Below are 21,360 nucleotides of genomic sequence, written 5' to 3'. Positions count from 1 at the left end.
TAACAAAAGCCCTAAAAACACAAAAAACCCCATAAAAAGGCTACTAAACTTCCTCCCCCACCAAAACTGCCCACCGCCCTTTGTTACCCACCTGTAACAAAACAGGGTAATATACCCTCGATTTCCACTCAGTACGTCAAAACTATGTAAAATTACCCATGTTTAGTGCCTAAATAAGGAAAAACCCCTATAAATCGCCTAAATATGACAGCAATAATACAGTTATATTACATCTTTTGTTCTAGTATTCTATTTGTTTATGAACCTATGGTATGGTAAAAGAGCCGAAAAATTTAAATGGGTATCATTAGTCCTAAGACGAGGAATCTAGTTTACCTAAATAAAACTGTTTATAGAACGGGAAGAAATCAGGGGGAAAGAAAGACCATGATGAACCGATTAAAGCGTATATATAGTAATTACACCGAAAAACAAAATATTAAACATAAATCTCAAAAAAATCGCCTTTCTACTTTTACAAAAAGAGTAATGGTTACTACTATTGCTACTTCTACTATTACACTTGGCGCAGTCGCTGTACATGCTAGTGAGAATTCACTTCTTGGAACGGTCTATCACGTGTACTTGAATGGAGAACGTGTTGGTGCGGTTGATAATAAGGTACAGTTAGACAAGGCGTTAGAGGCTAAAGTGGAATCTGTTCAAAAAGATTATAAGTATCTAGAGCTTTCCGTAGGGGAACAAGTAACAGTTGTACCTGAGAAAGTGTTTAGACCATCTGCTCAGAATAAAGAGACGATTAACACAGTAATTGAGCAAGTTGAAGTTAAGGCCAGCGCTTCCGTATTGACCATTGAAGGAGAAGAAGTGGCACTCCTGAAAAATAAAGAAGAAGCAGAAAAAGTAATAGAACTACTAAAGTTAGAGTTTGTTTCTGAAAAAGACTTAAAAGCTTTAGAAGTAAGACAAGAAAACCAAGAATCCAAGCTTCCTGAGCTGAAAGAAAATGAGTCTCGCGTGTTAGACTTAACTATTAAAGAAAAAGTTTCTTACAGCGATAAAAATGTGGATCCTAAAAATGTTATTTCTGTAAAAGAAGCAGTGGAATTAGTTAAAAAAGGTAAAAAGCAAGCAGATAAGTATGAAGTCCAAGCGGGAGACTCCTTGGGAGATATCGCTGAAAAACATGACCTATCTTCAGAAGAACTTTTGGAAATGAATCCTGATATCGCGATGGATACGTTACTGAAGGTTGGTAAAGTGTTAAATGTTTCAGCGAAAAAACCGTACTTAAATATTTTGGTAAAACAAGAAGTGTCTAAAAATGAAGAAGTTCCTTACGAGCAGGAAGTAGTGGAAGATAAAGAGCTTCCTAAGGGAGAAACGAAAGTAAAGCAACAGGGTGAAAACGGAAAGAAAAACGTTCGTACCATTACTACTAAAGAAAACGGCATGACCATCAAGACTGAAGTAACACATGAAGAAACGTTGAAAGAGCCAGTAAAACATATCGTAGTAAAAGGAACAAAAGTGATTCCTTCCCGTGGAAGCGGATCCCTTGCATGGCCTGCAGTCGGCGGTTATATTTCCAGCAAAATGGGTCACCGTTGGGGTAAGATGCATAAAGGTATCGACATCGCCCGTCCAAGCGACCGTACGATCAAGGCGGCGGACAATGGAGTTGTTGAATCTGCGGGTTGGGACGGCGGTTATGGAAATAAGGTTGTCATCAATCACCAAAATGGGATGAAAACAACTTATGCCCACCTTGATTCTATTAGCGTTTCTGTAGGAGAAACTGTTTCTCGCGGCGGAAAGATCGGTGTCATGGGTACGACAGGACAATCTACAGGCGTTCATTTACACTTTGAAGTGTACCAAGATGGCAAGTTAAAAGATCCAATGCAGTATTTAAATAACTAAACACATACATGAAACCTCTAGCAAAAGAAAAGTGAGCTAGAGGTTTTTATGTTTCTTGCACTTTTATGAGCTTTCTCTTAATAGATGCGCTCCCCCGCTCTACATGGTAAAGTAAGAAGTAGAGTGTTTTGATTTTAATTACGCTTATAAGCCGTTTTTTTCTAGCAAATGGCAACAATCTTTGGAAAAAAGCCATACTAACAGATAAGAATAGATAGATGCTGAGAAGGAGCGAAACCATATGGAAAAGAAAATACTTGTAGTAGACGATGAAAAACCAATTGCAGATATATTGAAATTCAACCTCCAAAAAGAAGGGTACGAGGTATATTGTGCCTATGACGGCGAAGAGGCGGTCAATAAGGTGGAGGAAGTGCGCCCTGATCTAATTCTTTTAGATATCATGTTGCCTCAGCGAGACGGCATGGAAGTGTGCAGAGAAGTACGTAAGAAATATGAAATGCCGATTATCATGCTGACTGCTAAGGATTCAGAGATAGACAAAGTGCTTGGATTAGAACTAGGAGCAGATGATTATGTAACCAAGCCTTTCAGCACGCGTGAATTGATTGCAAGGGTAAAGGCTAATTTGCGACGTCATCAACAGAAAGCGGCAGATACAGAAGAACCTTCTGAGATTGCAATTGGTTCCCTAGTTATCCACCCAGATGCTTACATGGTAACCAAAAGGGGAGATATGATCGAACTTACTCACCGTGAATTTGAATTGTTGCATTATCTTGCAAAGCATATAGGTCAGGTCATGACTCGTGAGCACCTTCTGCAAACGGTATGGGGCTATGATTATTATGGAGATGTACGAACAGTGGACGTAACGGTTCGCCGCCTTCGTGAGAAAATTGAAGACAACCCAAGTCACCCGACATGGATTGTGACAAGAAGAGGAGTTGGCTATTACCTGCGACAAACTGAGCAGGAATAATTTACATGAAAAAGGTAGGTTTTTTTCGGTCCATTCATCTTAAATTTGTGTTGATTTACGTTTTGCTAATCCTTATTGCAATACAGATAATTGGGGTCTATTTTGTCAGTAAGCTTGAAAATCAGTTGACCACTAACTTTAACGAATCACTTGAAGAGAGAATTCATTTACTCGCTTATAGCATTGAGCAGGAAATAAAAAAACAACGTGATGATACGACACCAACCATTGAAGAAGATATACGAACGGTGTTACAGGATGTCACGATGGAAGATATAGAAGAAATTCGCATTACCAATAACCAAAGCAAGGTCCTTGGTACGTCGAATCCTTACAATCAGTCAAGTGTAGGGAAAAGGACGACAGAATTGCTGGTTAAACGGGCATTGGTAGTAGGACAGATGTCGAAGAAGACGGTCATCGAAAAGCAAACCCAGAATCGTTTGAGGCTGATAGCAGCACCCGTCAAATCGAACAATCAAGATATCATTGGCGCTATTTATTTAGAAGCGTCCATGGAAAAGGTCTATGCCCAGATGCGTCAAATCAACAGCATCTTTGCAACTGGGACCACTATTGCGCTTGCGGTCACAGCGGTGCTTGGTGTTTTGCTTGCCCAAACTATTACAAGACCGATGTCTGATATGAGAAAACAAGCGCTTGAAATGGCAAGAGGTAACTTCTCCAGGAAAGTAAACATTTACGGTAATGATGAAATAGGTCAGTTAGCATTATCCTTTAATAACCTGACGAAAAAACTGCAAGAAGCACAGGCGACTACTGAAGGGGAAAGAAGGAAGCTGAGTTCTGTCTTGTCCCATATGACGGATGGAGTTCTTGCGACAGACAGAAAAGGCAGGATAATTTTGATCAATGAACCTGCTCTTGGGATGCTGAACGTTTCACGTGAAACAGTACTAAATAAACCGATTGTAGAAGTGCTCGGGATTGAAGAAACTCATTCCTTTGATCAACTTGTATCGGAACAAGAATCACTCATTCTGGACTTTAGTACCGAAAAAGAGCCATATATCTTGCGTGCTAGTAATTCTATCATTCAAAAGGAAACAGGATTCATCAATGGTTTGATAACCGTTTTACATGATATTACGGAGCAAGAGAAGATAGATCTTGAACGCAGAGAGTTTGTTGCAAATGTGTCGCATGAGCTCAGAACGCCTTTGACTACGATGAGAAGCTATTTAGAAGCATTGGCAGATGGAGCATGGCAGGATGATGAGATTGCTCCAAGGTTCCTGGATGTGACACAAACGGAGACAGAGCGAATGATTCGTTTGGTGAATGATTTGTTGCAGTTATCCAAAATGGATTCAAGAGATTATAACTTTTACAAAAATAGCGTCGATTTTGTTGAATTTTTTAATAAAATCATTGAACGTTTCGAAATGTCTAAATCTCAAAAAGTGGATTTTGTCAGAAGTATGCCTAACCAAGAAGTATTTGTTTCCATTGATACAGATAAAATAACACAGGTGTTAGATAACATTATTTCGAATGCGATGAAATACTCGCCTGAAGGTGGTACAATCACATTTACTGTGGATATTGAAGAGGCTGCTAATCAGATTTTGGTCAGTATTAGTGACCAAGGAGTAGGAATACCAAAATCGGATCTTAATAAGATTTTTGAACGTTTTTATCGAGTGGATAAAGCAAGAACAAGAATGCTTGGCGGGACCGGTCTGGGTCTTGCAATAGCGAAAGAAATGATTCAAGCACATGATGGAGACATTTGGGCCTCCAGCGTGGAAGGAAAAGGCACAACTATTTATTTTACACTTCCCATTTCCGAGGAAGAACAAGAAGGTGATTGGGAATGAAATATGAAAATATTAAATCACTTGTATTAACCATTCTTGTCCTGACAAGCTTGATTCTCACCTGGAATTTATGGACCTATCAGCCGGATTTTGATTATATAGACGAAGGCGACAGCACCATTAGTGAAGTGGAAATTAACGACAAGCAGGATATAGGCCAGCTTATTCAACCTAGCAAATTGTTATACCATTTTGATGGTATTCATCACGGAACAGAGGAACTAGAAGATCTTAATTTATTTATGGAAGAGTTGGAAAGATGGAGTCTTTTTGATATTGAGATAGCTAATTACTCGGAGGAAGATTTCTACTCTTTCATGCATGGCAGTGGAAAAATGGAGGTTGTTTTTCCAACAAACATTCCGTTACAAACCTTTCGATATATTACAGGTTTTAGTGATAGTGAACCTCCGAATATTTCCGTCAATCGGATATTGATTGATTTTTCTGGAGAAACGTTTGGTAGTGAACCAATCATTTATTTAGTTCAATATGAAGAGAGAAAAGTGTACCAAGCTAAGGTTCGTAACCTTTCTACCAATGAGTTATCTCGAACATTTTATCAAACGGCTAAAATCTTACCAACATTCATTTATGAAGAAGTCGATGAAAATCGGTATGTGTTTTTTCCAGAACAGGCGCCAAAAGTCCGCACTGGGTATTATTATGCGAAACAGTTGAATCCGGAAGATTTTAAAAATGCCCTATTCAGCAACCCAAGCATAGTCACAAGAGATCAAGTAACAGACGGAATAGTTTTCCGGGATGATTCCAGTCTGATGAGTGTATCCCGTCCCTATAATAATCTGCACTACGTTAATCCGGGGAATACAGGACTCGGGAATTCCATGGACTTTAATGTGATTGAACGGGGAATTGAGTTCGTGAACGAACACAGCGGTTGGACAGGACAGCCGGAGCGGTTCAAACTTGATAATTGGACGAGCAGCACAATCGAGCATAATGTGGTCTACAGAATGTTCATCGGGGATTATCCGATCTATCATTTTGGTGAAAGAGGCGTGGCAGATATCTCCCAGTCATGGAGAAATAATGAGATTTATGAATATGTGAGACCTGTTTTTGAATTTCTGTCTTGGAAATCGATTGGGACAAACATCCCGTCAGGAAGAGAAGTTCAGCGAGAACTCGACAACCTCAGTGACCTCCAAAATATCCAGGACATACGAGTCGGGTATGAGTTGAGGAGAGAATCGGATGTTTATATCATCGATCCAATTTGGGTGTATAAGGAAAACAATGCTTGGAACAAATTAAATTTTACCGGCAGCGATGATTTAGAAGGAGGGATGTAGAATGGATTGGAGGAGAACCAAAACCATTTTCATCATTACCTTTCTTATCCTCAATGTATTCCTTGTTTTTCAAATCCTTGAAAAAAGGAAGAACAATCAGCTGGAAATCTTGGCGGAAGCTTCTATGGAAGAGCAGTTCAAAGTAGATGAAATATCGTATGGCCAACTGCCAAAGGCACCGGACAAAGCAAGTTATATAAGCGGTAATAGCTATGTATTTACAGAAGAGGATACAACGAAGTTAACGGAAAATGGGCAAAAGGCGGAGATTGTAGAAGACATCAAGTTAGTTTCCACTTGGGAAGAGCCGATCCCTTTACCTGAAATGAATATGATTACTAGATTAGAGACTATTTTTAAAGAGGAATTATTGTTTGGGGCGAAATATGAGTTCTGGGGATTTAATCCACAAAACAGGAGCCTTATTTTCTTCCAACAATATGATGGGAAAAATATTTATAGCAATGACAGTGCGATGGTGGTAGCGTATCTCAACGATTTAAACGAGTTGATTTCTTACGAACAAACCTATATTGTCGATACAGAAAAAATGGATGTAGAACAGGACGTCATTTCCGTCTTGGATGCATTATATAATCTGTATAATACAGGAGATTTGAAGCCGGGGAGCGAGGTAGGAAACGTCACGCTAGGATATTACACCCTCGTCGACTATACCAATTCTCATGTATTAATCCCGACTTGGCATATTGTAGTCAATGAAGAAGAGGACTTTTACGTGAACGCGTTTGAAGGGTCCGTCATAAAAAAAGAAAATCGAACATTGGAGTGAAGTGACATGAGCCTGCATTTTAGCGTGCTAGCAAGCGGCAGCACAGGAAATGCAATTTATGTCGCAACAGAGGAGCATTCTTTCTTAATCGATGCTGGTTTGAGCGGCAAAAAAATGCAAGAATTGTTTAACGGGATAGGCAGAAAAATAGAAGACCTTTCCGGAATTTTAGTAACACATGAGCATAGCGATCACATTAAGGGGCTTGGCGTACTTGCGAGAAAGTACAAGCTCCCGATTTATGCCAATGAAAAGACATGGATGGCGATGGACGGCCTGGTTGGCCTTATCCCGACAGAGCAAAAGTTTAATTTTGAAATAGAACAGGTGAAAACATTCGGTGGACTTGATATTCAGTCATTTGGTGTATCTCACGATGCTGCAGAGCCGATGTTTTATTCCTTCCATGATGGCGATAAAAAGGTCGTGATCATCACCGACACAGGTTATGTGAGTGACAGGATGAAAGGCATCATTTCCAATGCCGACGCCTATGTTTTTGAGAGCAATCATGACGTGCAGATGCTGCAGATGGGACACTATCCGTGGAGCATCAAACGCCGTATCTTAAGCGATGTCGGCCACGTATCCAATGAGGATGCAGCCCTTGCCATGGCAGATGTCATGGGAGACAAAACGAAGCGTATTTATTTGGCGCATTTAAGTAAAGATAATAACATGAAAGATCTAGCGAGGATGTCTGTTCAGCAAACACTTGCCACAAAAGGAGTCATCGTGGGAGAACAAGTGGAGCTGTATGACACAGACCCGAACAAACCAACCGCGCTTGCTTTCGTGTAAAAATCTTAGGCTTATAGCGCCTTTCTTTTTGCCCTTTTTACACGATGCAACGCACAAATATTGGTTGTGACGTGAAAGGAAAGGAAGGACAACATGGGATATTACGACAAACAAGATCCATCTGATCACTCAAAACAAAAAGGAAACAGGGGGAAGTATTTTCTCCCTGGAATTGTAGCACTGTCACTTGGTGTTTTACTATTAGTGGTAGCGTTCCCTGGACTTACAGGACGCGTGATGCCAGATGGGAGCGAGCGTCAGGCGGTAGAAGAGCGCGAGCAGCTGCCGGAACAACCTGAATCGGGAGGAACGGCAGCGGAGATCCGCAATGTCTCCGTCAACGTAACGTCAGGTGTCACAGAAGCGGTAGATAATGTAGCAGAAGCAGTTGTCGGGGTTATCAATCTGCAAAACGCCTCCTTCTGGAACGACACGGAAACAGAAACAGACGAGGAAGGCGAAGCAGGAACAGGCTCTGGTGTTATTTATAAAAAAGAAAATGGTAAAGCTTATGTGGTGACGAACTACCATGTTATTGAAGGCGCTGGGCAGGTAGAACTGAGCCTTATAGACGGGACAAGAGTGCCGGCAGAGGTGCTTGGAGAAGATCCGCTCACAGATCTTGCTGTGTTGTCCATGGAAGATGAAATGGTCACAAAGGTTGCAGACTTCGGAAACTCTGACAGCGTCCGCACAGGCGAACCCGTTATCGCCATCGGAAACCCACTCGGTTTGCAATTTTCCGGATCAGTCACTCAAGGAATCATCTCGGGAACTGACCGAAGCATTCCTGTGGATGTGAACAGGGACGGCACACCTGACTGGCATGCGGATGTTATGCAGACGGATGCTGCCATCAACCCAGGCAACAGTGGAGGAGCTTTAATTAATATCCAAGGAAAAGTCATCGGAATCAACTCGATGAAAATTGCTCAGTCTGCGGTAGAAGGAATCGGCTTGGCCATTCCCGTCAATTCTGCGATACCCATCATCAATGATTTGGAGCAATATGGTCAGGTAAAACGTCCATATTTCGGTGTCAGCATCGGTTCGTTGTCGGATGTGTCCAGCTATCACTGGCAACAGACACTGAAGCTTCCGAAAGATGTTAGTGCAGGCGTATATATTACTGGTGTAGCACCTGGTTCACCGGCTGCCAATGCTGGATTGCAGGAATATGATGTGATCGTGGAGCTGGATGGCGAGCAGGTTCGGGATGTTATTGAGCTGCGAAAACATCTTTATAATGAAAAACAGGTTGGCGATAAAATGGAAGTTACATTTTACCGAGGCCAGGACCAGAAAACAACGACCGTTGATTTGACAGAAGATACAACCGGCGAATAGGAGAAATGGGGAGGGATCATAGAAATCTCTCCTCTTTCTGTTTCCACACATGTGGATAAATGGTATTCTAGTGAGGTTAATGAAGGAATGGAAAGGATTGTGGATAAAATGAAATGTTGTTTAGAGCATATTGAATTAGCGATGGAAATGTACATAGATGAGCACGAAGAAGCACCAATATTGGAGATGTTACCGGAAGAAGAAAAGTTATCAACAACCTGTGAATTATGTTCTGAACCTGCTGTATATATGGTGGGGAACTGATATTCGCCCACTAAATGTGGGTGAAAACTGTTGATATGTGGATAACTTTTGTGGATAAACTGTTTGCAAGGTGGTATGACATGTGAATATCTCAATAATCACAATTGGAAAACTGAAAGAGAAGTATTTGAAACAAGGTATAGATGAATATTTGAAACGCTTGAGTGCCTACGCAAAAATAGACATCGTAGAGCTTCCAGACGAAAAAGCACCAGAGCAACTAAGCGACGCCGAAATGGAACAAGTGAAAAATAAAGAAGGCGAACGTATCCTAGGGAAGATTTCGGAAGACACCCATGTGATTGCTTTGGCAATCGAAGGAAAGCAGCGCTCATCGGAAGAACTGGCAAAAGAAATGGACAAACTTGCGACTTACGGAAAAAGTAAAGTGGCGTTTGTGATTGGCGGATCACTTGGCTTGAGCGGGGACGTGATGAAGAGGGCGAATGATACATTGTCATTTTCGAAGATGACATTTCCCCATCAGTTGATGAAGTTGATATTGTTGGAACAGGTTTATCGGGGGTTTAGGATAATTAGGAATGAGCCTTACCACAAATAGAGGCGAAAAAAGGACTTGCCCTCCAACACGCTAAAGAAATCAGGAGAAATCATATCATTATATAAAACAAACGGGAAAAGAGGTCTCAAATATTCCCGTTTGTTTTTTTATTGGTCAAAAACATGTGTGCAACATACATTAAAAAATAAAAAGGGTTTTTTAATGAAGGAGAAGGTTTCTTGAATAGATCATTACTTAATTCCCTTAAAAGTGGGGGATATATACTATATGTAAGGCATGGAGAAGCGACCGTAGGAAGAGATTTACCAAATTTGGACTTTCAAAACTGTTTAACTCAAAGGAATCTTTCTGAAAGAGGACGTAGGCAGGCTATTTTCTATGGAGAAATTCTCCGATACTTTAGAATACCGGTTAGATACCCTATTGCTACAGGTCCTTTTTGTAGAACAATAGAAACGGCACAGTTAGCATTCGGTAGTGGAAATTTTCAAGTTGAACCATTCTGGGGAGAGGTTAATAAATTGAGTCGAAATATAGCTAGTATAGACAAGGTAAGAATTTTGAGTGACCTTCAGTCAGCGTTAGAAATTATACCTGAAGAGGGAAGAAACCAGGTGATTGTTGCTCACAGTTTCCCTGTAGGAATTGGATTAGGTCAAATACCTGATATGGGGACAGTAATTATAAAACCTAGAGGAAAAGGGAATGGTTACCAAGTTGTTAGTCGATTATCTTTATCAGATTTAAGTACTTTAAGGTATTAGATAATAGAGCAGGGACGGTTCTCTGCTTCCAGTGCAGCAAAACTGTTCCTGTTTTTCTTAAGCTTAGAGAAAATCATCGGTCACAAGTAACGACAACAAATTCCCCAGTTCTCATCGATATCGTTTGTGCGGGCGGGCCACTTACTCTTCTTTCATAGAAGACATCAAGTGTGGTTAGACCGAAAAAAATTCTTACATATTGGTCTCCTCTTAAGTTGACGTCTGGTAATCTTCTCGTTGGAGCTACCAAAATAGGCAAGCAAAACACAACACCAATTTCTCCAGGTCTTAAAATCTCTTCACTTGCTAGGGAAGTTCTACTTCTGCCTTCTGCATCGACGACGGTAATTAAATGTGTGCCAATGTGAGGGATATTGCAGATATTTTCCAACCCATGCCTGATAGACTTCAGGATATTTTCTTCCATTTTTCAACCTCCTTATTTTGATAGATTCATAGATATACTATGCACGTTGAAAGAGCCTGACAGGGCATGGCTGAGTCAGCAGCAATTTTTAAAGAAAAATGGAAGCTTGCCAGGGAGGATAAGGATTATCTTAAGCAAAAAAAGATCATCAGTAGGAGTATGGATAAAGTAGGGCCTTCCCCTTTTAATTCCTCCTAGATTTATAATTTTACTAACTGGTACAATATGCCTTAAGTGGGTCCAGAGGACTGGTTCGTCAGCCCGTCTATACTTTAAAGTATAAACGGGTCGAGGAACCTGTCCCCACAATCCTCTTATCATAAGTAAGTGATTTTACTGAGCTATTATTCAAAAACAACGCCTTCCGGATAACCCTTGCGAAAATTAAGTTATAAAACCTCTACTAAGAGGTATTGTTACCTTTACAGATTTTAAATGGGATATGTGGAGGTAAACAGTATGCATCTTGGTGGGTTAGGATTAGTAATTTTAGCAGCAATATTATGGGGCATTTCTGGTGGACTAGGCGGCTTCTTAATGGAAAAAGGTTGGGATCCGTTGGTCATCTCCTTTTATAGGGGAACAGTAGGTTTATTATGTATTCTTATTTGGTTCTTGTTCCAGCCAACTCGGTGGAATAAGCCGCTGCTGTTCTGGTCTAGTGTTGCGGGAGTTGGAGTAGCAGGGAATTTTATTTTTTACTTTGTCAGTATCTCTGAGGCCAGTATTGCGGTAGCAGCAACATTGATGTATACTGCGCCAGTTTTTGTTCTTCTTATCTCTTTTATATTTCGTCTTGAACAGGCGTCATTATCTAAATGGCTGGCTATTGGTTTTGTGATGGCTGGAGTGGTAATGCTGACAGAGGTTTACAGCATTGGCTCCGATAGTATCACGATGCTTGGACTTGGTGCAGGTTTAGGCGCAGGATTATCATATGCATTATTTATTTTTGGTTTCAAATATGCATCTCGCCATGGGCAACCGCAAGGAATATTAACGATTGCATTCCTTGCCTTTACTATCATTACGATGTTTTTCACTGACCGGAGTGAAGCAGTTTCTGTCTTTTACTCACCAGACTTATTATGGGTGATTCTTTTAGGGATATTGGGAGCAGGCTTGTCATTCTTCTTGTATGTAGTTGGTTTGAAACGGACATCACCGACTTCAGCTTCCATTATTGCAATGATGGAACCGGTCACTGCATCCCTTTTTGGATTTATTGTTTTGAGTGAACTGCTTACAGCAACCCAGCTTGGAGGTATGGCAATCATCTTGGTGACAGTGACCATATTAAGTGTGAAGCAGAGTTGAAAAAAGCACCTCTAGGTTTCACCAAAATAAAGTAAAAAGCAAAACAGGGACGGTTCTTTGCTACCAAAGCAGCAGAACCGTCCCTGTTTGTCTTAGCTTAGATTAATCATCGATCGCAAGTAACAACAACAAATTCCCCTGTTCTCATCGATATCGTTTGTGCGGGTGGGCCACTTACTCTTCTTTCACAAAATACGTCAAGTGTGGTTAGACCGCAAAAAATTCTAACATATTGGTCTCCTCTTAAGTTGACATCTGGTAATCTTCTCGTTGGAGCTCCCAAAATAGGCAAGCAAAACACGACACCAATCTCCCCTGGTCTTAAAATCTCTTCACTTGCTAGGGAGGTTCTACTTCTGCCTTCTTCATCAACGACGGTAATTAAATGTGTGCCAATGTGAGGGATATTGCAGATATTCCCCAAGCCATGTCTGATAGACTTTAAAATATTTTCTTCCATTTTATAACCTCCTTTATTTTCATAGATTCATAGATATAATATGCACGTTAATAGAGCCTGACAGGGCATTAGTTACTTTTTTAAATAAACGGGCATATATCTGCCAAATTTCTTCTGTGCATACAAATATTCTCCCAAGGGTATTCCCCAATTAAAAAGAGGTGACAATCATGGCTTTCGATTATGATTTGGATTTTGAAAAGATAGATTTTCGCAAAAATCCTGAACTGTATAGGGTTGGCAGGGGAGAACAGGGTGTTTTGCTGGTGGAACCTTATAAAAGTGAAATCCTGCAGCATTGGCGTTTTAAGACCCCGAAAATTGCAGAGGAGTCATCCGATAATATCTATCAGATGTTTCTTGATTACAAGGAAAAAGAAGATTTTGTCGGGATGGACATGGCAAGAAAATTCCTGCAGATGGGATATACACGGGCCCGCCGTTACACCAATTATAAAGGTGGGAAGAAATACGATGAGGATGGCAAGGTAAATGAAAGGCAGATCGATCCTGTGAAAGCTGAATCAGCAGCTATCTTTAAGGAAAAATGGAAGCTTGCTCGAGAGGATGAGGATTATCTAAAGAGGAAGAAAGATCACCAGAAGAAATATGGGTGAAGGGCAGTAGAGTGCCTGGCAGAGAAGAGAGTTTACTCATTACAGAGAGTAAAAAGCGAGTAATCTAAAAAATTAGAGTTTACTCGCTTTCTATATCCATTCCTATTTATTTTGGTTGTAAAACTAGCGTCTTTGCTTCCTCGCGATACTCATCACCCATGAATGTCTGATGGTACCTTCCTTCCGTCCAATCATCCATCTGATCATGGTACCAAGGACTCATCACATGACCAGACTGACCTGGACCGACGACATTATAGCTCTCTAATGGGTTTTTCATGTCCACAACCGTTCTCCAGGCGGCACCGTGGTTTACTTTTCCTGTTTCACTATTCCAGCCAGCAGCTCCAACGGTCACCCTACTTCCTCTCATTGGCAAAGCCCCTTTTCTATTGAAAAGGAGGTGTAAAGGATTAACAGCTGACAATGGATGAGAGAACTCGGCTGCATGCACTTCTCCCCATTTCCAATTAGCTGGCTTTTCTCCTTGGAAATTACTCGCTCGGTCAACGGCATTTGTAAGAGATTCCTGCAGAACGTTCTGTAAACCACCTTTTTCAGTAATCCAGATTCCGTCCTTTCCTTGATGTGCTTCCCTTATCAGTTGATCTACCACGTTGCCTTTTCCTTCAAAGAGTTTTAGTACGTCTTCACTAATATCATTGTTAAACAACAAATTAGCAATCTCCTCCATCCAAAAGTGGAAGAGTAAAGGCGCAGCTAAATCGGTACTGTCTGTAAAGTCCCAGTTTTCAAATGTCTCTAAGGCTTCTCTATCAATCTCTCTAAGGTTAGATATATCTGTATTTTTTAATAGGATTGGGACAAACTCTTCTGCTTGGAGATTGTAATGATCGAATTGGAGTTGCATCATGTCATCCACATTTAATTTCTCTTTAGATTCTAAAACGTCTTGAATTCTTTGCTGACGGTAGGGTTGAGCCCAGATATTCGAGATATGGTACGGATACTCCTCTCCCATCACTTTGTAGTTTGCTGTCGCTATATAGCCTTCAGTGGGGTTTACAACGGTTGGAAGCTCATCCCACGGTATATATCCTTCCCATTCATATTCATCCGTCCAACCTGGTACCGGAAGTAAGCTATCTCCTTTCTTTCGAATAGGGATAAGGCCATTCGCGCGGTACGCAATCGTTCCATCTGTAGAAGCAAAGACGAAATTCTGCGCTGGTGTATGAAAGAATGTTAAGGCTTCTTTAAACTCCTCCCAGTTTGTTGCTTTGCTAAACTTGAGTACAGCTTCGAGCTCTGTGGAAGGTTCTAGTGCCGTCCATTTCATGGCAAGTGCGGTATTCGTATCTTCGTAATGTGCGAACTCAGACATTATTGGGCCGTGTCTTGTCACTACTACCTCATAATCTAGTGCTTCCTCGTCTTTAATGAAAATCTTTTCCTCTATTATTTCAGCGGGCTCCCATTTGTCGTTATACAGGAACTCATGCATGTTATCTGGGTTGCGCTTTTCTATGTAGAGATCCTGTACGTCAGGTCCAACGTTTGTCACACCCCAAGAAATTGTTTCATTTCGGCCAAGAATAATACCCGGAATTCCTGCAAAAATAACACCACTAACGTTTATCTCAGGGGATTGAAGGTGTGTTTCATACCATATTGCAGGAGTTGCTAACCCAAGATGAGGATCATCCGCTAGTAACGGAAAGCCTGATTCAGATTTTTCGCCGCTTACTACCCAATTATTACTTCCGTTAAATTCGTGGGGGATAACGGCTCCGGCAAAGCTTTTTCCAATATCAATAGTAGAGTCTTTTACAGCTTGGATAATGGAAGGACCGTCTTCTGGATAGCTTGGAAAAAGTTCTAGCGCCTTGTCTTCAGGAAAGTTTTGTATTAGGTGATGACGAAACGCTTGTCCTTCCCAATGCCCTCCAAGGTCAAAGGCCATATATTTTCCAATCGTAATAGAATCCAAGTCAGTCCACTCTTCTGGTTCATACCCCATGATTGTAAATTCAATAGGTAGAGTGTTGGCTGCTTTCGCCTGTTTAATATATTGATTTACTCCTTCAGCATAGGATGCTAATGCTTTTCTTGCTTCTTCAGAATAATGATCCAACGACTTTTCTGCAGCTCTTCTTAACCCTAACGTTCTAAAAAATTTATCCCGGTCAAGCGCTTGTTTTCCTACAACCTCACTTAGCATACCGGATGCTTGTCTTCTACTTAAATCCATTTGAAAGATACGATCTTGTGCTGTTACATAACCTTGAGCGAAGAAAAGATCATGCTGATTTTCGGCCACTATATGAGGGGTACCTGCCTCATCACGATAAACACTTACAACATCCATTAGTCCACTTACTTCAATCGTGCCTTCTGTTTGCGGCACGCTCTTATTTAGTAGCCAGGACAAGTAACCAACTGCGACGATAGCAAGTAATAAAATAGTCAATGCTACCGAAATGGTGACTTGCCATCTTCTTTTTTTTGGCCATATCCGGAACTTTTTCTTTATTACAACTTCCACACCATAACCCCCCTCGCAATAAAAGCGCTTACATTAATTTAGTATTTTAATATTTTTGAATAATTAGATTTATTATATCACGGTATGCAGAGTTCTAGGTACATTTGTTCAGTGGAGTTTATTTCTCTGCATATAAACAGGCTCCCAAGGGTATTCGCTGAATCAGCGGCCATCTTTTAGGAAAAATAGAAGTTTGCCAGGGAGATATCAAAGGGACAGGTTCATCGACCCGTTTATCCTTTAAAGCATAAACGGGCCAAGGAACCTGTCCCCACACCCCAAATGAAATGTTAAAATAGTTGTAATGGAGATACTGTTTATTAACGGTATCTTTTTTTATAGAGAAGGCGGAGTTTTATGGAGATAACAGCATTTATTTTAATCATTTTAATTGCTTCTGTACTTCAAACGAGTACAGGTTTTGGTTTTTCGATTTTGGCTACGCCGTTTCTTCTTTTACTATTTAAACCAAGTGAAGCCATTCAAATAAACTTAATTTTGTCCTTGATCATTTCCATGGCCTTAATAATGAAAATTAGAAAAGACATTGATTTTGGGATACTTGGAAGGTTTGTGGCAGGGAGCATTATAGGCCTGCCAATTGGAATGACGATCTTCCTGTTAATAGATATAGATAGGTTGAAATTAGCAGTGAGCCTCATTATTTTAGTGCTGACAGTAATGCTCGTCTTAAAGTTTCGTATAAAACAAAGTAAGAAGAGAGATTTACTTGTAGGTGGGTTATCAGGTTTGTTCACAACAAGTATAGGTATGCCTGGACCACCGTTGTTATTATATTTTTCAGGGACTAATACCGAAAAAGAAAAATTAAGGGGAACTACACTAGCATTTTTTCTTTTTATATACTTTGTTAGTTTAGTCATTCAAATGATCTTTGTTGGGACAAATAAGACCATTTGGGCATCAATTTTATGGGGTTTGCCTTTGGTCTTTGTAGGATTGTATGTAGGACAATTATTATTTAAATGGATTAATCAAAGAATTTTTCGTATATTTACATATATAATCTTAATTTTTACAGGAATTTACTTAATGATAGAGAGTTTGGGGTTTTTGTAACCATAAATGAAGACGTAGGCGGGTCGCCGTGCCTGTCCCTACGACCCAAAGGGAGTGAAAACATGGAAGTAGTATATTTTGCTGGTGGATGTCTCTGGGGTGTGCAGGCATTTATTAAAAAGTTGCCTGGTGTTACGTTTACGGAAGCAGGAAGAGCGAATGGCACAAGTCATACACTTGAGGGCGAATATGATGGGTATGCGGAATGTGTAAAAACGGAATTTGATCCGAATGTTGTAACTTTGACTAGGTTAATGGAGTATTACTTTGAAATAATCGATCCGTATAGTTTAAATCAACAAGGAGCGGATGTTGGGGAGAAGTATAGAACGGGAGTCTATAGTGAAGAAAGTAAACATCTAGAAGAGGCAAGGGCGTTTATTAATAATCGAGCGGATTGCGACCGTATAGTCGTGGAAGTGTTGCCTCTTAAAAACTATGTGAGAAGTGCTGAAGAACATCAAGATAGGTTAACTAGATGTCCAGATGATTATTGTCATATTCCAGAAGAGTTATTGAGTAAATATAAGAAGGGCTGAGGGGACAGGTTCGTCAGCCCTTTTGCACGTAAAAGCATAGACGGGTCGAGAAACCTGTCCCCTTCCAACCAAAAGGAGGCAGCACCATGTGGCGGTTTGTCAGGCGGTTAAAGTTTATTTTCACTTTTTGGAGGTTCATTCCTTTTTTGATAGATTATTTTAGATCAGGTGAAGTATCCGGGGCGAAAAAGATAGTAGGTGTGGTGCTTCTGCTCGCTTATGTGGTTTTCCCTTTTGATTTGATTCCGGATTATCTTCTGGTCTTTGGTGTGTTGGATGATGTGATGGTCGTCACGTTTGTGTTGGAGCGGATTGTGAAGATGGCGCCTGCTTCGTTGAAGGAGAAGTATAAGCTTTTGGAAAAGTAAAATTATGAGGTGAGGGCGTTGAACGGAAAATTAGCTCCTTTTCTTATTTTATTTGCCGCTGTCCTTTGGGGGACAACTGGTACGGCGCAGACTTTTGCGCCTGAAGCGGCACATCCGGTGGCTATTGGGGCTGCCCGCTTAGCGGGCGGGGGCGTTTTTTTATTAATTCTTGTTTTTCTGACTGGCGGGTTGAACTTGAAGAACTGGCCAATCCGGGCGACGTTTCTTGCGGCGTTAAGCATGGCGTTGTTTCAGCCCTTGTTTTTTACTGCTGTGACAGTAACAGGTGTAGCGATTGGAACGGTTGTTGCAATAGGGAGCGCCCCGGTGTTATCGGGGTTTCTCGAATGGCTCTTTCTTAAAAGGCGTCCAAGTAAAATTTGGTGGAGTTCGACTTTTTTATCTGTCTTGGGCTGCATGATGCTTTTTCTCAATAAAGATTCTGTCGTGGTCGATCCCATAGGCGTGTTAATGGCATTAGGAGCAGGGCTATCTTTTGCGGTATATGCCATTGTTAGCAGGGACCTGGCAGGGAAATTTCCGTCTCTTTCTATTGTCGCAGTGGTGTTTACACTTAGCGCCGTATTTTTAGCCCCGTTTATGCTTGTATTTGATATGACATGGGTGACAGATGTGCGTGGGTGGGGCATCGTTCTTTATCTTGGTGTGATGACGACGGGAGTAGCTTACATACTTTTTGCAAGAGGCCTTATGCATGTTTCCTCATCCACGGCGGTTACGCTTGCTTTGGCTGAACCATTGACGGCCGCTTTATTCGGGGTGTTTTTATTGGGAGAAAATTTGAATATTATGTCTTGGATTGGGATGGTCCTGATGATGCTTGGTATAGGGGTGTTGATAGGGGCATCAAGGAGTGCCAAGGGGACAGGTAATTCCGCCCGTCTATCCTTTAAAGCATAGACGGGTCGGCGTGCCTGTCCCCTCAACCCATTCGTTCCCTTCTGATGGGTTTTCCTTTATAATGAAGAGGTATAAGTTTTTTACAGGATGTGGACGTTATGAATGCTTTTTTAAAGAATGCTTACCAGTCGCATCATGCACTGGAGATTATTTTTTCTTCTTTGCGTTGGTTTTTTCTTGTTTTATCGATCGTGGTTTTTGCCGTTCAGAACGCTGGAAACCCTGTTGAATGGAAGATTACTTTATTTGTATTATTAGTCATTTTTGGTTTTCTATATATGGGAATATCAGATTACTATTTACATAAAACACCTGAAGGGTCAAAGATGTACGACATGATGACAAAAGGTGGCCCGTTTTTTGATTTTGTGGCGTTTTCGGCTTTGATTCCATTAACTGGAGGCTTGGATAGTCCTCTTTTTCCATTAGCTTACTTAATCATTTTACATGTGGCAGTTTACTGGCGTTTTCTTGGAGGTATGATTGCAGCAGGTTGCTTTATTTTGGTGCACTCCATTATTTTCTTCGTTCAGGCGCAAGACACAACGTCCTTATATAGCTTGATTGACTTTTTTAGTGCTGTGTTCTTTTTATTCCTAATTGGTGGTTTGGGGGGAATCATTGTTTCTAGAGAGCGAAAACACCATTGGGAAAATAGCTTGCTGGTGGAAGCGGCAAATCGGGATTACCTTACGAATCTAGCAAATCATCGTTCTTTCCAAGAATGTCTGCGAAAGGACTTGGAAAAGGAAAAAGAGTTTTACCTTGCCCTGACTGACATTGATAAATTTAAATTGATCAATGACCAATATGGACATGTTACGGGAGACAAAGTCCTGAGGCAAATCGGGGAAATCCTAACCTCTGTTCTATCTAACAAACAGGGAAAAGCTTTCCGCTATGGAGGAGAGGAATTTGCGCTTATCCTCTATTATAAAAACGAATGGGAAGTAAAAGAAATTCTTGATGAGATCAAACAGGCAGTTGCAAGCTACGTATTCTATGATAAAGGCGAAACATTCTCTGTCACGATGAGCTTTGGCTCCGGCAAGCAAGACGGAGAACGCCCCGACCTATTAGTGGATAAGGTAGATAAACTGCTTTATACAGCAAAAAATGGCGGTAGAAACCGGATTATTTTGACAGAAGTAGGGTGAAAGAGGGGTGAATCGAAGTGTGGATATTACAAAGAGTATTTAAGAGCGTCATAAAAACAAATAATTTCGCGCTTGTGTTAATCTCCATCATCGTTATTGGGGGAAGTTCCCTGGTCATGCATCTATTAGAACCGGCTACGTTTCCGACTGTTTTTGAAGGACTATGGTGGACGATGACAACGGTGACTACAGTGGGTTACGGGGATGTCTCTCCGGAAACAGTAGCTGGTAAGATTTTCGCCATGTTTTTATTCATCTTTGGCATTGGCCTTATTGGTGTATTGATTGGAAAAGTTGTTAATCTATTATCACTGTATAGCAAATGGAAGGAGCATGGTAAATTGACGAGTAAAAAGACCAATCATTTTATCTTTGTTGGCTGGACAGAGAAGACAGAAAGAGCGATGTCCGAAATTCTGGAGGAAAACCAGAACGCGCAAATTGTGTTAATAGATTCTAAAAAAACAAATCCTTGTGATTTAGAGATTGATTACGTCCAAGGGGATGCGAGTGAAGACGCGATATTGTTAAAGGCGAACGTACTTGAAGCAAAATCAGTAACCATTTTTTCAGATGACATGATTGAAGATGCTTCCCTTTCTGATGGGAAAACCTTGCTTGTGGCATCATCTGTAGAACGACTTTCAAAGTTACATAACAAAAATATCTATACAATTGTTGAGCTCAGAAAAGAAAAAAGCATTCCGAATTTCTCCCATGCCAACGTAGACGAGTTCGTCATCTCAGGTGAAACAGCATCTCGATTGATGGCTAAGGCAACTTTGTATAATGGATCCACGCATCTCTTTAGTCAGTTAACGAGCAGAATGCACGGAGATAATATTTATGAAATTGCTGCAGACCCCGCTTGGAGTACCTATAAGCAAGCATTTCTTGAAATCCTTGATAAAGGAGCGACGTTACTATCTAACGGAAAAGACTTAGATATTAATAGAAGATTAGATGAGAAAATTCCAAGCGGTGCGAAGCTCTATATCATCTGTGATAAGAATACCTATGAATCAAAATTTAAAGTGGGATAAATAGAAAAAAGCTCAAAGCATTTCACACATTGCTTTGAGCTTTCTTATTTAATACGTTAAGGAACTTGCAATAATCCACCCAATGGACAGAGAGAACATCATCAATAAGATACCTACAGACACACGATCTTCATTAATAGCATCTTTAATGCTGTAATTGATGGTGACCACTTCAGCAAGTACGTAAAAGACGATTTGCGCCACAATCCCAATAACTCCCCAGATCACCATATCCCAAAAAGAAACCGAATGTGCAATGGCCGACCCGATGACAAATGCCAAACCGAGCAGTTTTCCCCCCATCACAAGCGCTGCCGTTGTATTTCCTTGTGCAACAAGCTTGATCTTCTCATTTCGAGAAGTTAAATCAAATAAAAATAAACCAACGAATAACAGAACAAACGCTGTTCCTGCATATAAACCAAAAGCCGCTAAATAGCTTCCCATTT

General features: G+C 40.8%; 22 protein-coding genes. 18 read left to right on the top strand and 4 right to left on the bottom strand.

Annotated elements, in window-relative coordinates; genetic code table 11:
- Window positions 1–387 precede the first annotated feature (387 nt).
- The 10 genes from M313_RS0116530 to M313_RS0116485 all read left to right on the top strand — a co-directional run bounded on the left by M313_RS0116530 (window position 388) and on the right by M313_RS0116485 (window position 10,476).
- A complete protein-coding gene (locus M313_RS0116530) occupies window positions 388–1,884 on the top strand; it encodes a M23 family metallopeptidase (RefSeq protein WP_010197839.1) in 1,497 nt (498 codons plus the stop codon).
- Between the two features lie 241 nt (window positions 1,885–2,125).
- Window positions 2,126–2,827, top strand: a complete 702-nt coding sequence (gene yycF, locus M313_RS0116525) for a response regulator YycF (RefSeq protein WP_010197838.1) — start codon at window positions 2,126–2,128, stop codon at window positions 2,825–2,827.
- Between the two features lie 5 nt (window positions 2,828–2,832).
- The gene (gene walK, locus M313_RS0116520) at window positions 2,833–4,668 is read left to right on the top strand and encodes a cell wall metabolism sensor histidine kinase WalK (protein ID WP_010197836.1); all 1,836 of its coding nucleotides are present in this window, start codon (window positions 2,833–2,835) and stop codon (window positions 4,666–4,668) included.
- The gene (locus M313_RS0116515; RefSeq protein ID WP_010197834.1) at window positions 4,665–5,984 is read left to right on the top strand and encodes a YycH family regulatory protein; all 1,320 of its coding nucleotides are present in this window, start codon (window positions 4,665–4,667) and stop codon (window positions 5,982–5,984) included. Before walK ends, M313_RS0116515 begins: the two co-directional genes overlap by 4 nt.
- Before the next feature lies 1 nt (window position 5,985).
- Window positions 5,986–6,777 carry a two-component system regulatory protein YycI gene (locus M313_RS0116510; protein ID WP_010197833.1) on the top strand — a complete coding sequence of 264 codons (792 nt, stop codon included), beginning with the start codon at window positions 5,986–5,988 and terminating at the stop codon, window positions 6,775–6,777.
- 6 nt (window positions 6,778–6,783) lie between these two features.
- Window positions 6,784–7,578: an exodeoxyribonuclease YycJ gene (gene yycJ, locus M313_RS0116505; protein WP_010197832.1), complete on the top strand. Its 795-nt coding sequence runs from the start codon at window positions 6,784–6,786 to the stop codon at window positions 7,576–7,578.
- A gap of 93 nt (window positions 7,579–7,671) precedes the next feature.
- Window positions 7,672–8,925, top strand: coding sequence for a S1C family serine protease (locus M313_RS0116500; protein WP_010197831.1), 1,254 nt, complete (start codon window positions 7,672–7,674; stop codon window positions 8,923–8,925).
- 87 nt (window positions 8,926–9,012) lie between these two features.
- A complete protein-coding gene (locus M313_RS25405) occupies window positions 9,013–9,189 on the top strand; it encodes a CxxH/CxxC protein (protein WP_010197830.1) in 177 nt (58 codons plus the stop codon).
- Between the two features lie 82 nt (window positions 9,190–9,271).
- Complete coding sequence (gene rlmH, locus M313_RS0116490) at window positions 9,272–9,751, top strand: 23S rRNA (pseudouridine(1915)-N(3))-methyltransferase RlmH (RefSeq protein WP_010197828.1); 480 nt, start codon at window positions 9,272–9,274, stop codon at window positions 9,749–9,751.
- Window positions 9,752–9,930: 179 nt separating this feature from the next.
- Window positions 9,931–10,476 carry a histidine phosphatase family protein gene (locus M313_RS0116485; protein WP_010197820.1) on the top strand — a complete coding sequence of 182 codons (546 nt, stop codon included), beginning with the start codon at window positions 9,931–9,933 and terminating at the stop codon, window positions 10,474–10,476.
- Between the two features lie 73 nt (window positions 10,477–10,549).
- Here the strand turns inward: M313_RS0116485 and M313_RS0116480 are convergent, their stop codons facing one another.
- Window positions 10,550–10,903: a hypothetical protein gene (locus tag M313_RS0116480; RefSeq protein ID WP_010197818.1), complete on the bottom strand. Its 354-nt coding sequence runs from the start codon at window positions 10,901–10,903 to the stop codon at window positions 10,550–10,552.
- Window positions 10,904–11,362: 459 nt separating this feature from the next.
- Here M313_RS0116480 and M313_RS0116470 point away from each other — a divergent pair, with 459 nt between their 5' ends.
- Window positions 11,363–12,220, top strand: coding sequence for a DMT family transporter (locus tag M313_RS0116470; protein ID WP_010197815.1), 858 nt, complete (start codon window positions 11,363–11,365; stop codon window positions 12,218–12,220).
- A gap of 106 nt (window positions 12,221–12,326) precedes the next feature.
- Here M313_RS0116470 and M313_RS0116465 read toward each other — a convergent pair whose 3' ends face one another.
- Complete coding sequence (locus M313_RS0116465) at window positions 12,327–12,680, bottom strand: hypothetical protein (RefSeq protein ID WP_010197812.1); 354 nt, start codon at window positions 12,678–12,680, stop codon at window positions 12,327–12,329.
- A 170-nt stretch (window positions 12,681–12,850) separates the two neighbouring features.
- On the opposite strand from M313_RS0116465, the gene M313_RS0116460 reads away from it, so the two are divergent.
- Window positions 12,851–13,297 (top strand): DUF4385 domain-containing protein, encoded by a 447-nt coding sequence (locus tag M313_RS0116460; RefSeq protein WP_010197810.1) that lies wholly within the window; start codon window positions 12,851–12,853, stop codon window positions 13,295–13,297.
- Between the two features lie 106 nt (window positions 13,298–13,403).
- Here M313_RS0116460 and M313_RS0116455 read toward each other — a convergent pair whose 3' ends face one another.
- A complete protein-coding gene (locus tag M313_RS0116455; RefSeq protein ID WP_010197808.1) occupies window positions 13,404–15,803 on the bottom strand; it encodes a penicillin acylase family protein in 2,400 nt (799 codons plus the stop codon).
- 357 nt (window positions 15,804–16,160) lie between these two features.
- Here M313_RS0116455 and M313_RS0116450 point away from each other — a divergent pair, with 357 nt between their 5' ends.
- The 6 genes from M313_RS0116450 (at window position 16,161) to M313_RS0116425 (ending at window position 20,911) form a co-directional block, all read left to right on the top strand.
- Window positions 16,161–16,883 carry a sulfite exporter TauE/SafE family protein gene (locus tag M313_RS0116450; protein WP_010197806.1) on the top strand — a complete coding sequence of 241 codons (723 nt, stop codon included), beginning with the start codon at window positions 16,161–16,163 and terminating at the stop codon, window positions 16,881–16,883.
- 62 nt (window positions 16,884–16,945) lie between these two features.
- On the top strand, window positions 16,946–17,422 hold the full coding sequence (locus M313_RS0116445; protein WP_010197804.1) for a peptide-methionine (S)-S-oxide reductase: 477 nt from the start codon (window positions 16,946–16,948) through the stop codon (window positions 17,420–17,422).
- Window positions 17,423–17,508: 86 nt separating this feature from the next.
- Entirely contained in the window at window positions 17,509–17,790 is a 282-nt protein-coding gene (locus tag M313_RS0116440) for a YkvA family protein (RefSeq protein WP_010197802.1), read from the top strand.
- Between the two features lie 18 nt (window positions 17,791–17,808).
- Window positions 17,809–18,711: an EamA family transporter gene (locus M313_RS0116435; protein ID WP_010197799.1), complete on the top strand. Its 903-nt coding sequence runs from the start codon at window positions 17,809–17,811 to the stop codon at window positions 18,709–18,711.
- 98 nt (window positions 18,712–18,809) lie between these two features.
- On the top strand, window positions 18,810–19,868 hold the full coding sequence (locus M313_RS0116430) for a GGDEF domain-containing protein (protein ID WP_010197797.1): 1,059 nt from the start codon (window positions 18,810–18,812) through the stop codon (window positions 19,866–19,868).
- Between the two features lie 17 nt (window positions 19,869–19,885).
- Window positions 19,886–20,911 carry an ion channel gene (locus M313_RS0116425; RefSeq protein ID WP_010197795.1) on the top strand — a complete coding sequence of 342 codons (1,026 nt, stop codon included), beginning with the start codon at window positions 19,886–19,888 and terminating at the stop codon, window positions 20,909–20,911.
- Window positions 20,912–20,959: 48 nt separating this feature from the next.
- Here M313_RS0116425 and M313_RS0116420 read toward each other — a convergent pair whose 3' ends face one another.
- Entirely contained in the window at window positions 20,960–21,358 is a 399-nt protein-coding gene (locus tag M313_RS0116420; protein ID WP_010197793.1) for a DUF350 domain-containing protein, read from the bottom strand.
- Window positions 21,359–21,360: the final 2 nt, after the last annotated feature.

It is taken from the genome of Bacillus sp. m3-13 (assembly GCF_000175075.1).
Classification (GTDB): Bacteria; Bacillota; Bacilli; order Bacillales; family Bacillaceae_I; genus Sutcliffiella_A; species Sutcliffiella_A horikoshii_C.
Note: the sequence above shows the minus strand (reverse complement) of the source record. Positions and strands in the feature narration are given on the sequence as shown.